The following is a 15,437-nucleotide window of genomic DNA, read 5'->3' as shown; positions in this document are numbered from 1 at the left end:
CCGGCGGCCCGGCTAGGAGGCGGCGGTCACTCCCGTCCCATGTCACGGTGGACGAGCACCGTCTCCACTCCGTCGGCGATGAGACGCTTGGTCAGGCGCTCGGACATCGCGACGCTGCGGTGCTTGCCACCGGTGCAGCCTACGGCAAGCGTCATGTAGCGCTTCCCCTCGCGGCGGTACCCCTCGGTGATGATGCGCAGGAGCTCGGCGTAGCCGTCCAGGAACTCGTTGGCGCCGGGCTGCTGGAACACGTAGTCGGCGACGTCCGCGTCGGTGCCGGTGCGGGCGCGCAGCTCGGGCACCCAGTGCGGGTTGGGCAGGAAGCGGCAGTCCACCACCAGGTCGGCGTCGACCGGCAGGCCGTACTTGAAGCCGAAGGACATCACGGTGGCGCGCAGCTCGGGCTCGTCGTGGTCGGCGAACTGGGCGTCCAGCTTGGCGCGCAGCTGGTGCACGTTGAGGTTGGAGGTGTCGATCACCAGGTCGGCCTCGCCGCGCAGGTCGCGCAGCAGGTCGCGCTCCTGGGCGATGCCGTCGACGATCCGGCCGTCGGCCTGCAGCGGGTGCGGGCGGCGCACGCTCTCGAAGCGGCGGACCAGCGCGTCGTCGGAGGAGTCCAGGAAGACCACGCTGAGCCGGACGCCGCGCTTCTCCAACTCGTCGAGCGAGGTGAGCAGGTCGTCGAAGAACTGGCGGCCCCGGACGTCCACGACCACGCCGATCCGGGCGACGTTGCCCTGGGAGCGGGCGCCCAGGTCGACCATGGTCGGGATCAGGGCCGGTGGCAGGTTGTCCACCACGAACCAGCCCAGGTCCTCCAGGCACTTCGCGGCGGTGGAGCGGCCGGCTCCGGACATGCCGGAGATGATCACCAGCTCCGGCGCGTTCTCGGCCACGTCTGACACGGTCACTTCGGTTCCCCGCTCTCGGTCTTTCTGCTGGGGAGAACGCGCACGGCGCGGCCGCCCTTCCCCTGCCCGGACAGGCGGGCGGGGGCTGGGCGCGCCGTCTGACGGTCGGCGTCGGCCGTCATGGCGTCTCCTGGGATGGTGCGGTCTGGGATGCTGCGGCCACCGGCTCGGCGGCCGGTTCGGCCCCGTCCTCGATGATCTCGCCGGTAGCGGTGTTCACCGCTGGTGCGACGGGTGTACGGGAGGACAACGCCGCCGCAACAGTCTCCGCCGTACGGCGTCCGATGCCGGGTACGGCGCAGAGTTCGTCGACGGTGGCGGCCCGGAGCCTCTTCAGCGAGCCGAAGTGCTTGAGCAGCGCCTGGCGGCGAGTCTCGCCGAGGCCCGGGACGGAGTCCAGTTCCCCGGCGGTGAGTCGCTTGGAACGCTTGCTGCGCTGGTAGGTGATCGCGAAGCGGTGGGCCTCGTCCCGGACCCGCTGGAGCAGGTAGAGGCCCTCGCTGGAGCGCGGCAGCACGACCGGGTCGTCCTCGCCGGGCAGCCAGACCTCCTCCAGCCGCTTGGCCAGGCCGCACAGCGCGACGTCGTCGATGCCGAGTTCGTCCAGGGCGCGCTTGGCGGCGGCGACCTGCGGCTGGCCGCCGTCGACGACCAGCAGTTGGGGCGGGTAGGCGAATCGGCGCGGGCGGCCCGTCTCCGGGTCGATCGGGCCGGCCGGGGCCCCGGTGCCGTCGGCGGCGCCCGGGTCGTCGGCCTCGGGGACGACCCACTCGCCGGTCTGCTCGCGCTCCTGGAGGTAGCGGCGGAAGCGCCGGCCGATCACCTCGTGCATCGAGCGGACGTCGTCCTGGCCCTCGAAGCCCTTGATCTGGAAGCGCCGGTACTCGCTCTTGCGGGCCAGGCCGTCCTCGAAGACGACCATCGAGGCGACCACGTCCTCGCCCTGGAGGTGGGAGATGTCGAAGCACTCGATGCGCAGCGGCACCGAGTCCAGCTCCAGCGCGTCGGCGATCTCCTGAAGGGCGCGGCTGCGGGTGGTGAGGTCGGAGGCGCGCTTGGTCTTGTGCAGTGCCAGCGCCTGCTGGGCGTTGCGCTGCACGGTGGCCATCAGGTCCTTCTTGTCGCCGCGTTGCGGGATCCGCAGGTCGACCTGGCTGCCGCGCAGGCCGCTCAGCCAGTCCCGGACCGGACCGGCCGGTTCGGGCAGCGCGGGGACGAGCACCTCGCGCGGCACGGACTCGTTGCGCTCGTCCGGGCCGCCGGCGGCGCCGTAGAGCTGCTGGAGGGCGTGCTCGACCAGGCCGGCGGTGTCGACGTCCTCGACCTTGTCGGTGACCCAGCCGCGCTGGCCGCGCACCCGGCCGCCGCGGACGTGGAAGATCTGGACGGCGGCCTCCAGTTCGTCCTCGGCGACGGCCAGCAGGTCGGCGTCGGTGGCGTCGGCGAGCACGATGGCGTTCTTCTCCATCGCGCGCTTGAGGGCGCCGATGTCGTCCCGCAGCCGGGCCGCCTTCTCGTACTCCATCTCCTCGGCGGCCTCCCGCATCTGCTCTTCCAGCCGGCGCAGGTAGTTGCCGGTGCGCCCGGCCATGAAGTCGCAGAAGTCCTCGGCCAGCGCCCGGTGTTCGTCCGGCGAGACCTTGCCGACGCAGGGCGCGGCGCACTTGCCGATGTAGCCGAGCAGGCAGGGCCGGCCGACCTGCCGGGCGCGCTTGAACACGCCGTTGGAGCAGGTGCGGACGGGGAAGACGCGCAGCAGCAGGTCGACCGTCTCGCGGATCGCCCAGGCGTGCCCGTACGGCCCGAAGTAGCGCACGCCCTTCTTGTGCGCCCCGCGCATCACCTGGACCCGCGGGTACTCCTCGTTGAGGGTGACGGCGAGTTCCGGATAGCTCTTGTCGTCGCGGTACTTGACGTTGAACCGCGGGTCGAACTCCTTGATCCAGGAGTACTCCAGCTGGAGCGCCTCGACCTCGGTGGCCACCACCGTCCACTCCACCGAGGCGGCGGTGGTGACCATGGTCGCGGTGCGCGGGTGCAGGCCGGCCAGGTCCTGGAAGTAGGACGACAGGCGCGGCCGCAGGCTCTTGGCCTTGCCGACGTAGATGACCCGTCCGTGGGCGTCACGGAACTTGTAGACGCCCGGTGAGGTCGGGATCGCGCCCGGCGCCGGGCGGTAGGTGCTCGGGTCAGCCATGGGTCCACCGTACCGAGTGGAGCCGGGGCCGCGAAGGGGAGATCAACTGGGCGGGGATCGACTTGGCGTAGATCGACTTGGCGGAGATCAACTGGTTCAGCTCGGGGTCACCTTGAGGTTCCCGCCGTCGACCGTGACGGCGTAGGCGGGCAGCGGCCGGGGGGCCGGGCCGTCCTGGACGGCGCCGTCGGTGATGGCGAACCGGCTGCCGTGGCAGGGGCACTGGATCTGCTGGCTCTTCACCTGGTCGACGACGCAGCCGGCGTGGGTGCAGACGGCGCTGAAGGCCTTGTACTCCCCCGCGGTCGGCTGGGTCACGACGATCTTCTGGTTGCGGAAGACCTTGCCGCCGCCCTCCGGCACCGCCGAGGCCGGGCCGAGGTCCACCGGGCTCTTGGCCGCGCTGCCGGCGCCGGAGGAGCCCGAGGAGCCCGAGGAGGAACCGCAGCCGGCGACCGCCACGGTGCCGCCGGCCGCCAGTACGGCGGCGGCACCGCAGAGCACGGTGCGGCGGGAGGTGGCGGGGCTGGTCTCGGGGGCCTCTGACATCGGTGCGCTCCTGCGGTTCGGCTTCCTACGAGGGACCACGGAAGTCTATGCGGCACCCGCTCCGCCGCCCCGGGGGCGGGGCGGCGGAGCGGGTCGCTTCTCCCTCTTCGTTACTTCTTCGCGGCGGCGGCGCGCTTGCGCGGCGCCTTCTTCACCGGGGCGACCGGGGCGTCCGCGAACTCGCCCGGAAGGATGTCCCGGAGGAACTTGCCGGTGTGGCTCTCCGGGACGGCGGCGATCTGCTCCGGGGTGCCCTCGGCGACCACCATGCCGCCGCCGGAACCGCCCTCGGGGCCCATGTCGACGACCCAGTCGGCGGTCTTGATCACATCGAGGTTGTGCTCGATGACGATCACCGTGTTGCCCTTCTCCACCAGCCCGCTGAGCACCTTGATCAGCTTGCTGATGTCCTCGAAGTGCAGGCCGGTGGTGGGCTCGTCCAGCACGTAGACCGTCCGCCCGGTGGAGCGCTTCTGCAGCTCGGAGGCGAGCTTGACGCGCTGCGCCTCGCCGCCGGAGAGCGTCGGCGCGGACTGGCCGAGCCGGACGTAGCCGAGGCCGACGTCGTTGAGCGTCCTGAGGTGCCGGGAGATCGCCGGGACGGCCTCGAAGAAGGCCAGCGCCTCCTCGATCGGCATGTCCAGCACCTCGGAGATGGACTTGCCCTTGTAGTGGACCTCCAGCGTCTCCCGGTTGTACCGGGCGCCGTGGCAGACCTCGCACGGTACGTAGACGTCCGGCAGGAAGTTCATCTCGATCTTGATGGTGCCGTCGCCCGAGCAGTTCTCGCAGCGGCCGCCCTTGACGTTGAAGGAGAACCGGCCGGGCAGGTAGCCGCGGACCTTCGCCTCCTGCGTCTCCGCGAAGAGCCGGCGCACGTGGTCGAACACCCCGGTGTAGGTGGCCGGGTTGGAGCGCGGGGTGCGCCCGATCGGCGACTGGTCGACGTGCACCACCTTGTCCACCAGGTCGGTGCCGGTGATCCGGGTGTGCCGGCCGGGCACGCTGCGGGCGCCGTTCAGCTCCCGGGCGAGGTGGGTGTAGAGGATGTCGTTGACCAGCGTCGACTTGCCGGAGCCGGAGACACCGGTGATCGCGGTGAAGGTGCCGAGCGGGAAGCCGACCGTGACGTCCTTGAGGTTGTGCTCGCGGGCGCCGTGGACGGTCAGCTGGCGCTTCTTGTCCCGGTCGCGGCGGCCCGCCGGGATCGGGATGGACCGCTTGCCGGAGAGGTACTGGCCGGTCAGCGAATCCTTGTTGGACAGCAGCCCCTTCAGCGAGCCGGAGTGCACCACCTTGCCGCCGTGCTCGCCGGCGCCCGGGCCGATGTCGACCACCCAGTCCGCCGTCTTGATGGTGTCCTCGTCGTGCTCGACCACGATCAGCGTGTTGCCGATGTCGCGCAGCCGCACCAGCGTCTCGATCAGCCGGTGGTTGTCCCGCTGGTGCAGGCCGATGGACGGCTCGTCCAGCACGTACAGCACGCCGACCAGGCCGGAGCCGATCTGGGTGGCCAGCCGGATGCGCTGGGCCTCGCCGCCGGACAGGGTGCCGGCCGCGCGGTTCAGCGAGAGGTAGTCCAGGCCGACGTCGACCAGGAAGCGCAGCCGCTCGTTGACCTCCTTGAGGACGCGCTCGGCGATCTGCTTGTCCCGGTCGTTCAGCTTCATCGCGCCCAGGAACTCGGCGCAGTCGCTGATCGACATCGCCGAGACGTCGGCGATCGACTTCTCCTCGACGGTGACCGCGAGCACCACGGGCTTGAGCCTGGTGCCCTCGCACGTCGGGCAGGGCACCTCGCGCATGTAGCCCTCGAAGCGCTCGCGGCTGCTGTCGCTCTCCGCCTCGGTGTGCCGGCGCTGGATGAACGGGACGGCGCCCTCGAAGCCGGTGCTGTACGAGCGCTCGCGCCCGAAGCGGTTGCGGTAGCTGACCTGCACCTGGTGCTTGTGCCCGTACAGCAGCGCCTTCTTGGCGCGGGCCGGCAGCCCGGCCCACGGGATGTCGGTGCGGAAGCCCAGCTCCCCGGCGAGCGCGTCGATCAGCCGCTGGAAGTACTCCTTGGCGTGGCCCGCCGACCACGGGTGGATCGCGCCCTCCTCCAGCGAGCGCTCCGGGTCCGGGACGACCAGCTCCGGGTCGACCTCCATCCGGTTGCCCAGGCCGGAGCAGTCCGGGCAGGCGCCGAACGGCGAGTTGAAGGAGAACGAGCGCGGCTCCAGCTCCTCGAACGACACGTCGTCGTACGGGCAGTAGAGGTGCTCGGAGTACATCCGCTCGCGCTCCGGGTCGTCCTCCGCGAGGTCGACGAAGTCGAGCACGACCATGCCGCCGGACAGCCGCAGGGCCGTCTCCACCGAGTCGGTGAGCCGCCGCTTGGCGCTCTCCTTGACGGTCAGGCGGTCGATGACCACCTCGACGGTGTGCTTCTCCTGCTTCTTGAGCTTCGGCGGCTCGGCGAGCTGGATCGTCTCGCCGTCCACCCGGGCGCGCGAGTAGCCCTTGGACTGGAGGTCGGCGAAGAGGTCGACGAACTCGCCCTTGCGCTCGCGCACCACCGGGCTGAGCACCTGGAACCGGGTGCCCTCGGCGAGCTCCAGCACCTTGTCGACGATCGCCTGCGGCGACTGCTTGGCGATCGGGCGGCCGCAGTGCGGGCAGTGCGGCTTGCCGATCCGGGCGAACAGCAGGCGCAGGTAGTCGTAGACCTCGGTGATCGTGCCGACGGTCGAACGGGGGTTTCGGTTGGTGGACTTCTGATCGATCGAGACGGCCGGGGAGAGGCCTTCGATGAAGTCCACATCGGGCTTGTCCATCTGCCCGAGGAACTGGCGGGCGTAGGAGGACAGCGACTCGACGTAGCGGCGCTGGCCCTCGGCGAAGATCGTGTCGAAGGCGAGCGAGGACTTGCCGGAGCCGGAGAGGCCCGTGAAGACGATGAGGGAGTCGCGGGGCAGGTCGAGCGAGACGTTCTTGAGGTTGTGCTCGCGAGCACCGCGGACGATGAGGCGGTCGGCCACTGCTTCTGGCGCCTTTCTCCGGGGCGAGAGGACTTGCGGGGAGATGTGTGCTTCTTCCAGGATGCGGCAGCCAGCCTACTAGCTCAGACGTTCGAATATCGACCGTGTCCAGCGGAGTCCACCCGAACGAGTGAGAGCGCCCCTCGGACCCTCCGTACCCGGACCGAAAAAGGCCCTGCTCAGCGGTCGGATTCGGCGATAGCGTCAGCTGGTCAACGAGCGGAGCCCCCCTCGGGCAACGCGCCGTCTCCCACAGAAGGCCGATCCGATGACCGACCCGCAGACCGCCGCCGAGGCCGCCGCGCAGTACCTGGCCCTGGTCGAGGAGAGCACCCGGCACCTGCTGAACACCGTCGCCGAGCTGAAGCCCGAGGCCGTCGCCGAGCCCTCCGCCCTGCCCGGCTGGACCCGCGGTCACGTGCTGGCCCACATCGCCCGCAACGCCGACTCCCTGGTCAACCTGCTGGACGGCGCCCGCACCGGCACCGACATCCCGCAGTACGCCAGCACCGAGGTCCGCGACCGGCAGATCGAGGAGGGCGCGCCCCGCCCGGTGGACGTCCAGCTCGCCGACCTGCGCGACTCCCGCGAGCGCTTCGCCGCGGCCGCCGCGCTGCTGCCCGCCGAAGCCTGGACGGTCGAGGTCCGCCACCGCACCGGCTACGTCTTCCCCGCCCACGACCTCCCGTGGAAGCGCCTCGCCGAGGTCGAGTACCACCACGTCGACCTGGACGCCGGCCACACCCCCGCGCACTGGCCGGAGGTCTTCGCCGTCACCGAGTTCCACAAGATCGCCAACAAGCTGCACGGCACCGACCTGCCCGGCGTCGAGCTGGTCGCCGAGGACACCGGGGACATCGGCCTGATCGGCACCGGCGAGCCCGTCCTCACCGTCCGGGGCCCCCTCCGCTCCCTGCTCGCCTGGCTCTCCGGCCGCTCCGACGGCGCCGACCTCCGGGCCACCCCCGACACCGCCCTCCCCCGGCTTCCCCCGCTGGGCTGACGGCGCGAAGATGATCCTGAACCACTTCACCGGACGAGGAGCGCACGGATGACGTACCACGGAGCGGTCAAGGCCGGCGGGCCGCCGGACGTGCGGGAGCTGGCGCACCTGATCATCACCAAGGTGGCCGTCGGCGCCTACGACAACAACGCCTACCTGCTGCGCTGCCGGGCCACCGACGAGCAGCTGCTGATCGACGCGGCCGCCGACGCCCCGGTGCTGCTGGAGACCGTCGGCGACGAGCTGGCCACCGTGGTCACCACCCACCGACACCACGACCACTGGGCCGCGCTCGCCGAGGTGGTCGCCGTGACGGGGGCCCGCACCGCCGCCGGCGCGCACGACGCCGAGGGCGTCGGCGTGCCCACCGAGCTGCTGCTCGCGGACGGCGACAAGCTGCGGGTCGGCGACGTGGAACTCACCGTCCGGCACCTGGTCGGGCACACCCCGGGCGCGATCGTGCTGATCTACGACGACCCGCAGGGCCACCCGCACGTCTTCACCGGCGACTGCCTCTTCCCGGGCGGCGTCGGCAACACCTGGGGCGATGCGGCGGCCTTCACGAGCCTCTTCCGGGACGTCAACGAGAAGATCTTCGACGTCCTCCCGGACGAGGCCTGGGTCTACCCCGGCCACGGCAACGACACCACCCTCGGCGCCGAGCGCCCGCACCTCGACGAGTGGCGCGAACGCGGCTGGTGACCCCGGCCTCCGGGCACCGGGCACCGGGCACGACGAGGCCCCCGCGACCCCTTCCGGGTCGCGGGGGCCTCGGCCGTCACGCGGGGGTCAGGCGTCCAGCTTCTCGGCCTCGCGCTCGGCCCGCTCCTGCTTCTTCGAGGCGACCAGGCTGGTCACCGTGGTGACGGCCAGCACGACCACGATGACGCCCAGCGAGAGCGGGATGCCGATCTCCGGCACGTTCGCACCCGCCTCGTGCGCCGCGTGCAGCACCAGCTTCACGCCGATGAAGCCGAGGATCACCGACAGGCCGTACGACAGGTGGACCAGCTTCTTCAGCAGGCCGCCGATCAGGAAGTACAGCTGACGCAGACCCATCAGGGCGAAGGCGTTGGCGGTGAAGACGATGTACGGGTCCTGGGTGAGGCCGAAGATCGCCGGGATCGAGTCCAGCGCGAACAGCACGTCCGTGGTGCCGATCGCCAGCATCACGATCAGCATCGGGGTCATCAGCCGGCGGCCGTTCTCCCGGATGAAGAGCTTGGTGCCGTGGTACGTGTCGGTGGACGGGAAGCGCCGCTCGATCGACTTGAGCAGGCGGTTCTCCTCGAACTCGTCCTCCTCCTCGCCGGCCCGGGCCTCCTTGATCAGCTTCCAGGCGGTCCAGATCAGGAAGGCGCCGAAGATGAAGAACACCCAGGAGAACTGGGTGACCAGCGCCGCGCCGCCGGCGATGAAGACCGCCCGCAGCACCAGCGCGATGATCACACCGAACATCAGCACGCGCTGCTGGTAGATCCTCGGCACCGCGAACTTGCCCATGATCAGGATGAAGACGAACAGGTTGTCGACACTGAGCGACTTCTCGGTGATGTAACCGGCGAAGAACTCACCGGCCGGCTGCGCGCCGGAGTGCCACCAGAGGAACCCGCCGAAGATCAGCGCCAGCACGATCCAGACCGCGGTCCAGATCCCGGCCTCCTTGATCGAGACCTCGTGCGGCTTGCGCCCTCCGATGAAGAAGTCCGCCACGATCAGTGCGATCAACACACCGATCGTGGTGACCCACATGGCTACGGAAACGTCCACTACTGCTCCTCCGGCAGGTAGGCGAGACAGTCATCGTCACTGCCGGAGGTCTCTTCCGCCCGTCGGGCCCGCTCTCGGGGGATCCGCACGGACCAGCGCCCCGGGGCGCCACTCGTGGGCGCCCGTGATGACGGGGACAACTGCGGGGGAATACTCCCCTCCGCTGCCATCGAGAGTAACAGGAAGCCCAAAGGAAGGTAAAGAAGGTAAAGAACTGTCAGGGGCGACGTCCAGGGCGCCCGTCAGAGGTGCCCGTCCGGGGCGCCGCCAGAGGTGCCGTCGGAGGTACCCGTCAGAGGTACGGCTCGATCGCCGGCAGCAGGTCCTGGAAGGTCCGCCCCTTGGCCGGCGCGCCGATCGCCTGCATCTCCCAGCCGCCGGCCCCGTCACGGAACACCTTCGCCATGATCTGCCCGGTGTGCGGCCCTCCCCCGGCCAGCTCGTACCGGGCCAGCTCCTCGCCCGTGGTCTCGTCCACCAACCGGCAGTGGGCGCCCCGCACCTCCGCGAACGTCTGCCCGGTGTACGAGCTCACCGTGAACACCACCTGGGTGATGTGCGCCGGCACGTGCAGCAGGTCCACCAGGATCGCCTCGTCGTCCTCCGTGCCCGAGCCGCCCTCCAGGTTGTCCCCGGTGTGCCGGACGGAACCGTCCGTGCTCTCCAGGTGCTGGAAGAACACCACGTCGGACGGGGTCTTCTCGGCGTACAGGAGCGCCGACGCGTCCAGGTCGATCGTCCTGGTACGGCTGCCGAACAGGCCCCGCTTCGGCGCGGCCTGCCAGCCGAGCCCCATCCGGACCACGGTCAACGCGCCGCCCGGCCCCTTCTGGAGACTGACCCGCTGTCCCTTGGCAAGGTTCACCGACACGGCGTTGTCCTCTCTACCCGGCCACGCGGTCGCTCCCCGCGCGGCGCCACGGTGGAACACCCCGTGCCGTCCCCCGGCTGAGGCCCCCTGTTGCTGCGGCACCACCCCGTCCCGAGGTCGATGCCGCAGGCCAGCCTAGGGCCTGCGGCACCCCGCACCTCCCGGCGGTCGCCGCATTGTGGCAAGGCTGAGACACCGCCGGGCTTGACCGGTGTCACACCGGCCCGACCCGGCAGCCGCCTCGACCCGCCTCAGCCCCCGTCTGCCCCCTCGACCCCCGTTCAGGCCACGCCGGCCTCCCGCATCTGGCGCAGCTCCCGCTTCAGCTCCTTCACCTCGTCGCGCAGCCGGGCCGCGACCTCGAACTGGAGGTCGGCGGCGGCCGCGTGCATCCGGTCCGTCATCGACTGGATCAGCTCCGCCAGCTCGGCGGCCGGCAGGCTCTCGCCCTGCTTGCGCTCCATGCCCAGGGCCGGCACCGGGGCCTTGCCCTTCCCGGCGGCCCCGCGGTAGCCGGTGGACAGCAGCTCGTCGGTGTCCACGTCCTCGCGGGCGAGGGTGTCCAGGATGTCGCCGATCTTCTTCCGCAGCGGCTGCGGGTCGATCCCGTGCTTCTTGTTGTACGCCTGCTGCACGACCCGGCGGCGGTTCGTCTCGTCGATCGCCTTCTCCATCGACGGGGTGATCCGGTCCGCGTACATGTGCACCTGGCCCGAGACGTTTCGGGCGGCGCGCCCGATCGTCTGGATCAGCGAGGTGCCGGAGCGCAGGAAGCCCTCCTTGTCCGCGTCCAGGATCGCCACCAGCGACACCTCCGGCAGGTCCAGGCCCTCGCGCAGCAGGTTGATGCCGACCAGCACGTCGTACCTGCCCGCGCGCAGCTCGCGCAGCAGCTCCACCCGGCGCAGGGTGTCCACGTCGCTGTGCAGGTACCGGACCCGGATGTCCAGGCCGAGCATGTAGTCGGTGAGGTCCTCGGCCATCTTCTTGGTCAGCGTGGTCACCAGGACGCGCTCGTCCCGCTCCACCCGCTTGCGGACCTCGTGCACTAGGTCGTCGATCTGGCCCTCGGTCGGCTTGACGATCACCTCCGGGTCGATCAGACCGGTCGGGCGGATGATCTGCTCGACCTGGCCGTCGCCGCGGGACAGCTCGTACGGGCCGGGCGTCGCCGACAGGTACACCGTCTGGCCGATCCGCCCCAGGAACTCCTCCCACTTCAGCGGGCGGTTGTCCATCGCGGAGGGCAGCCGGAAGCCGTGCTCCACCAGGGTGCGCTTGCGCGAGGCGTCGCCCTCGTACATCGCGCCGATCTGCGGGACGGTGACGTGCGACTCGTCGATCACCAGGAGGAAGTCCTCCGGGAAGTAGTCGAGCAGGGTGTTCGGCGGGGAGCCGGGCTCGCGGCCGTCGAAGTGCATCGAGTAGTTCTCGACGCCCGAGCAGGTGCCGATCTGGCGCAGCATCTCGATGTCGTAGGTGGTGCGCATGCGCAGCCGCTGGGCCTCCAGCAGCTTGCCCTGCTTCTCCTGCCGGGCGAGCGTCTCCTCCAGCTCCTTCTCGATGCCGGTGATCGCCCGCTCCATGCGCTCCGGGCCGGCCACGTAGTGCGAGGCGGGGAAGACGTACACCGACTCGTCCTGGCTGATGATCTCGCCGGTGAGCGGGTGCAGGGTGTACAGCGCCTCGATCTCGTCGCCGAACATCTCGATCCGGACGGCCAGCTCCTCGTAGACCGGGAAGATCTCGATGGTGTCGCCGCGGACCCGGAAGGTGCCCCGGGTGAACGCCACGTCGTTGCGGGCGTACTGGATGTCCACGAAGCGGCGCAGCAGGACGTCCCGGTCGATCTCCTCGCCGACCTTGAGCGGGACCATCCGGTCCACGTACTCCTGCGGGGTGCCGAGGCCGTAGATGCAGGACACCGACGCGACCACGATCACGTCCCGCCTGGTCAGCAGCGAGTTGGTCGCCGAGTGCCGCAGCCGCTCGACCTCCTCGTTGATCGAGGAGTCCTTCTCGATGTAGGTGTCCGTCTGCGGGACGTACGCCTCGGGCTGGTAGTAGTCGTAGTACGAGACGAAGTACTCGACCGCGTTGTTCGGCAGCAGCTCGCGGAACTCGTTCGCCAGCTGGGCGGCCAACGTCTTGTTCGGCGCCATCACCAGGGTGGGCCGCTGCAGCCGCTCGATCATCCAGGCCGTGGTGGCCGACTTCCCGGTGCCCGTGGCACCGAGCAGGACGACGTCCTTCTCCCCGCCCTTGATCCGCCGCTCCAGCTCGGCGATCGCCGCCGGCTGGTCCCCGTTCGGCTGGAAGGGACTGACGACCTCGAAGGGCGCCACTGACCGCTCAATACTCGTGATGGGTCGCACGAGTCCACCGTACGACCCACCACCGACAAGCGGTGCCGCTCCCTCAGGCCGCGTGCCCCTCGAACCTCATGGCCGGCTCGCGGGCCGGGTCGATGCGGACGACCGAGTCGAAGGCGGCGGCGAGGCGTTCGATCAGCGGCAGGGTCGGATCGACGCCGCTCTCCTCGATGCTCTCGACCGTCGCCTCGTCCAGCCCGGACCGCTCCGCGAGCTCGGCGAGCGTCCAGCCGAGAGCGGAGCGGCGGGCGTACACGGCCTCGGCCAGCGCCATCCGCCGCCCGGCCGCCCGGTACTGCTCGCTCTCCCGATGCTCCGGCGGCACGACCCACCGCGTGTGATAACCGCTGCTCACCGCTGCTCCTCCCGGTCGTAGACGTCGTGGTCGGCAGCGGGCAGATGCTCGGCCTCGCACACCTTCTGAGCTCGCCGTGCCCGATCGACCTGATCCGTTTCGCGATTCCTAGTCTTGCGGAAGACGGTCAGCAGCACAGCCCTCCGCCCGGGTGCGAGCCAGTACGTGATCCGCATCGGCCCGACCCGCAGTTCCCGCAGTCCGCCGCCGAGGTGGCTGGAGAGCGGGAACGGCAGGAGTTCACCGTCCTCGGCCAGTCGATCCGCCGCGCGCTCGACCGCACGGTACTCGGGGAGCGGACACTGCCGCAGCCACTCGCGCACCTCGGGTTCGATCTCGATCGAGTAGCCCGCTGCGGGCCCGTCACCGGCCATGCGTCCCCCTCTGCTCCGCTAGGGAGCAACGCCAGACCGGGGCGGGGGTTACGGGGTCAGGGCTTCGCGCTGTCGCGGGCGAGGGCCACCAGGCGGGAGATGGCGCGGAGGTACTTCTTGCGGTAGCCGCCGCGGAGCATGTCGTCGGGGAAGACCTGGTCGAAGGGGAGGCCGGAGGCGGTGATGGGGAGCTCGCGGTCGTACATGCGGTCGGCGAGGACGACCAGGCGCAGGGCGGTGGACTGGTCGTCGACCTGGCGGACGCCGCGCAGGCAGACGGCGGTGACGTCGTCGAGCAGCGCGCCGTAGCGGCTGGGGTGGACGGCGGAGAGGTGGGCGAGGAGGGTGTCGAAGTCGTCCAGGGAGGCGCCGGAGGTCCGGGCGGCGACGGCGTCGACGGCCGCGTCGGAGTAGGGCGGCGGGGCGTCCGGGAGTCCGCGGTGGCGGTAGTCCTGGCCGTCGATCCGCATCGGGCGGAAGTGCGCGGACAGGCCCTGGATCTCGCGCAGGAAGTCGGCGGCGGCGAAGCGGCCCTCGCCGAGCTTCTCCGGCAGGGTGTTCGAGGTGGCGCAGAGCTTGACGCCGTTGTCGACGAGGCGGCCGAGCAGCGTGGAGACGAGGACGGTGTCGCCCGGGTCGTCGAGCTCGAACTCGTCGATGCACAGCAGCGTGTGCCCGGAGAGGGTCCGGACGGCCTGCTGGAAGCCGAGCGCACCGACCAGGTTGGTCAGCTCGACGAAGGTGCCGAAGGCCTTGGGGCCGGGGGCGGCGTGCCAGAGCGAGGCGAGCAGGTGGGTCTTGCCGACGCCGTAGCCGCCGTCGAGGTACACGCCGGCCGGGCCGGTGGGCGCCGGGGCGGAGCGGCGGAACCAGCTGCGCTTGGGTGCGGAACCGTTTCCCCCGCCGAGGGTGGTGGCGAACTGCTCCAGGACCTGGACGGCCTCGTACTGGCTGGGCTGGTTCGGGTCCGGGATGTACGTCCCGAAGCTCACGTCGGAGAACCGGGGCGGCGGGACCATCTCGGCGACCAGCCGCTCGGCGGGCACGACGGGGCGGCGGTCGGCGAGCGCGATCGGGGAGCCGGCCGCGCTCGCGGCGGCTATGGACTCGGTCGCGGTGTCGGGGCGGGGGGCTGCTGGCACGTTAGTAGAGGGTACGCCTGGTGCGGAGCCCCTCGGGACGGCGGCCGGTGGAAGACTGAGGGCATGCAACAGTTGATCAGCCCGCTGGGCGAGCCGGTCGTCGACCCGGCCTCGCTGGAGTCGCTCGCCGCCGTCTACGCGTACCCCGAGCAGGTGAATCGGGGTCGACCCTGGCTGCGCGCCAACATGGTGGCGGGCCTGGACGGCGGGGCGAGGCTGGAGGGCCTCTCGGAGGGCCTGTCCGGGGACGCCGACAAGCGGATCTTCGGTGTGCTGCGCGCACTGTCGGACGTGGTGCTGGTGGGCGCGGAGACGGTCCGCGCGGAGGGGTACCGGCCGGCCCGGGCCCGGGCCGAGTTCGCGGCGGCGCGGGCGGCGGCCGGGCAGGCCCCGGCTCCGGCGATCGCGATCGTGAGCCGCTCGCTGACCCTGGACCTGACCGCGCCGCTGTTCACCGCCCCGCTGGTCAGGACAGTGGTGATCACCACCGCGGACGCGCCCGAGGAGCGCCGCCGGGCGGTCGCCGAGGTGGCCGACCTGGTGCTCGCCGGGGAGGGGTCGGTGGACCTGCGGGCGGGTGTGTCGGCGCTGGCGGAGCGGGGCTGGACGCGGCTGCTGAGCGAGGGCGGCCCGCGGCTGCTGGGGCAGCTGGCGGCGGCCGGCCTGCTGGACGAGCTGTGCCTGTCGCTGGCTCCGCTGATCACCGGCGGCGACGCGCCGCGCATCATCCGCGATGCGGAAATGCCTGACGTGCAGCGGATGCGGCTGGTCTCATTGATCGAGCAGAAAGGATTCCTCTTCACCCGCTACCTGCGTCCGGCGACCCCGTGACCGACGGGTCGTGATCCCGTTAATGCGATGCCGGGGCCCGGG

The 15,437-nt window shown here is 70.9% G+C and carries 13 protein-coding genes; 3 read left to right on the top strand and 10 right to left on the bottom strand.

From position 1 onward, the window contains the following. Nucleotides 1-26 precede the first annotated feature (26 nt). The 4 genes from rapZ to uvrA form a co-directional block, all read right to left on the bottom strand. The gene (gene rapZ / locus ACFVTF_RS23800) at nt 27-857 is read right to left on the bottom strand and encodes an RNase adapter RapZ (RefSeq protein WP_387816332.1); all 831 of its coding nucleotides are present in this window, start codon (nt 855-857) and stop codon (nt 27-29) included. 172 nt (nt 858-1,029) lie between these two features. After that, nucleotides 1,030-3,108, bottom strand: coding sequence for an excinuclease ABC subunit UvrC (gene uvrC, locus ACFVTF_RS23795; protein ID WP_387816313.1), 2,079 nt, complete (start codon nt 3,106-3,108; stop codon nt 1,030-1,032). A 96-nt stretch (nt 3,109-3,204) separates the two neighbouring features. Then, complete coding sequence (locus ACFVTF_RS23790) at nt 3,205-3,657, bottom strand: Rieske (2Fe-2S) protein (RefSeq protein WP_387816311.1); 453 nt, start codon at nt 3,655-3,657, stop codon at nt 3,205-3,207. A 110-nt stretch (nt 3,658-3,767) separates the two neighbouring features. After that, nucleotides 3,768-6,677 carry an excinuclease ABC subunit UvrA gene (uvrA, locus tag ACFVTF_RS23785; protein ID WP_387816309.1) on the bottom strand — a complete coding sequence of 970 codons (2,910 nt, stop codon included), beginning with the start codon at nt 6,675-6,677 and terminating at the stop codon, nt 3,768-3,770. A gap of 268 nt (nt 6,678-6,945) precedes the next feature. Here uvrA and ACFVTF_RS23780 point away from each other — a divergent pair, with 268 nt between their 5' ends. Together ACFVTF_RS23780 and ACFVTF_RS23775 are read left to right on the top strand one after the other, a co-directional pair. After that, nucleotides 6,946-7,680, top strand: a complete 735-nt coding sequence (locus tag ACFVTF_RS23780; RefSeq protein WP_387816307.1) for a maleylpyruvate isomerase family mycothiol-dependent enzyme — start codon at nt 6,946-6,948, stop codon at nt 7,678-7,680. A gap of 48 nt (nt 7,681-7,728) precedes the next feature. Beyond that, nucleotides 7,729-8,382 (top strand): MBL fold metallo-hydrolase, encoded by a 654-nt coding sequence (locus tag ACFVTF_RS23775; RefSeq protein WP_387816305.1) that lies wholly within the window; start codon nt 7,729-7,731, stop codon nt 8,380-8,382. A gap of 87 nt (nt 8,383-8,469) precedes the next feature. On the opposite strand, the gene ACFVTF_RS23770 is transcribed toward ACFVTF_RS23775, so the two are convergent. The 6 genes from ACFVTF_RS23770 to zapE all read right to left on the bottom strand — a co-directional run bounded on the left by ACFVTF_RS23770 (nt 8,470) and on the right by zapE (nt 14,525). Further along, nucleotides 8,470-9,450, bottom strand: a complete 981-nt coding sequence (locus ACFVTF_RS23770; RefSeq protein ID WP_371519250.1) for a TerC family protein — start codon at nt 9,448-9,450, stop codon at nt 8,470-8,472. 292 nt (nt 9,451-9,742) lie between these two features. Next, nucleotides 9,743-10,321: a TerD family protein gene (locus ACFVTF_RS23765; protein ID WP_350885816.1), complete on the bottom strand. Its 579-nt coding sequence runs from the start codon at nt 10,319-10,321 to the stop codon at nt 9,743-9,745. Between the two features lie 281 nt (nt 10,322-10,602). Continuing rightward, nucleotides 10,603-12,696 carry an excinuclease ABC subunit UvrB gene (gene uvrB, locus ACFVTF_RS23760; protein WP_371519249.1) on the bottom strand — a complete coding sequence of 698 codons (2,094 nt, stop codon included), beginning with the start codon at nt 12,694-12,696 and terminating at the stop codon, nt 10,603-10,605. Between the two features lie 43 nt (nt 12,697-12,739). Beyond that, entirely contained in the window at nt 12,740-13,018 is a 279-nt protein-coding gene (locus ACFVTF_RS23755) for a helix-turn-helix domain-containing protein (protein ID WP_387816302.1), read from the bottom strand. 26 nt (nt 13,019-13,044) lie between these two features. Beyond that, entirely contained in the window at nt 13,045-13,422 is a 378-nt protein-coding gene (locus tag ACFVTF_RS23750) for a type II toxin-antitoxin system RelE/ParE family toxin (protein WP_387816300.1), read from the bottom strand. 56 nt (nt 13,423-13,478) lie between these two features. After that, nucleotides 13,479-14,525 (bottom strand): cell division protein ZapE, encoded by a 1,047-nt coding sequence (gene zapE / locus ACFVTF_RS23745; RefSeq protein ID WP_387816330.1) that lies wholly within the window; start codon nt 14,523-14,525, stop codon nt 13,479-13,481. 102 nt (nt 14,526-14,627) lie between these two features. Between zapE and ACFVTF_RS23740 the strand changes: the two genes are divergently transcribed. Beyond that, complete coding sequence (locus ACFVTF_RS23740) at nt 14,628-15,395, top strand: pyrimidine reductase family protein (protein ID WP_387816298.1); 768 nt, start codon at nt 14,628-14,630, stop codon at nt 15,393-15,395. Nucleotides 15,396-15,437: the final 42 nt, after the last annotated feature.

It is taken from the genome of Kitasatospora sp. NPDC057940, assembly GCF_042887425.1.
Classification (GTDB): domain Bacteria; phylum Actinomycetota; class Actinomycetes; order Streptomycetales; family Streptomycetaceae; genus Kitasatospora.
The sequence above is the reverse complement of the archived record's forward strand: the minus strand, read 5'-3'. Positions and strand labels throughout refer to the sequence as shown.

Excerpts from the sequence above, each read along its gene's own strand:
- rapZ (WP_387816332.1), bottom strand. The coding sequence starts at position 857 with ATGTCCGGAGCCGGCCGCTCCACCGCCGCGAAGTGCCTGGAGGACCTG.
- uvrC (WP_387816313.1), bottom strand. The coding sequence starts at position 3,108 with ATGGCTGACCCGAGCACCTACCGCCCGGCGCCGGGCGCGATCCCGACC.
- ACFVTF_RS23790 (WP_387816311.1), bottom strand. The coding sequence starts at position 3,657 with ATGTCAGAGGCCCCCGAGACCAGCCCCGCCACCTCCCGCCGCACCGTG.
- ACFVTF_RS23780 (WP_387816307.1), top strand. The coding sequence starts at position 6,946 with ATGACCGACCCGCAGACCGCCGCCGAGGCCGCCGCGCAGTACCTGGCC.
- ACFVTF_RS23775 (WP_387816305.1), top strand. The coding sequence starts at position 7,729 with ATGACGTACCACGGAGCGGTCAAGGCCGGCGGGCCGCCGGACGTGCGG.
- ACFVTF_RS23750 (WP_387816300.1), bottom strand. The coding sequence starts at position 13,422 with ATGGCCGGTGACGGGCCCGCAGCGGGCTACTCGATCGAGATCGAACCC.
- ACFVTF_RS23740 (WP_387816298.1), top strand. The coding sequence starts at position 14,628 with ATGCAACAGTTGATCAGCCCGCTGGGCGAGCCGGTCGTCGACCCGGCC.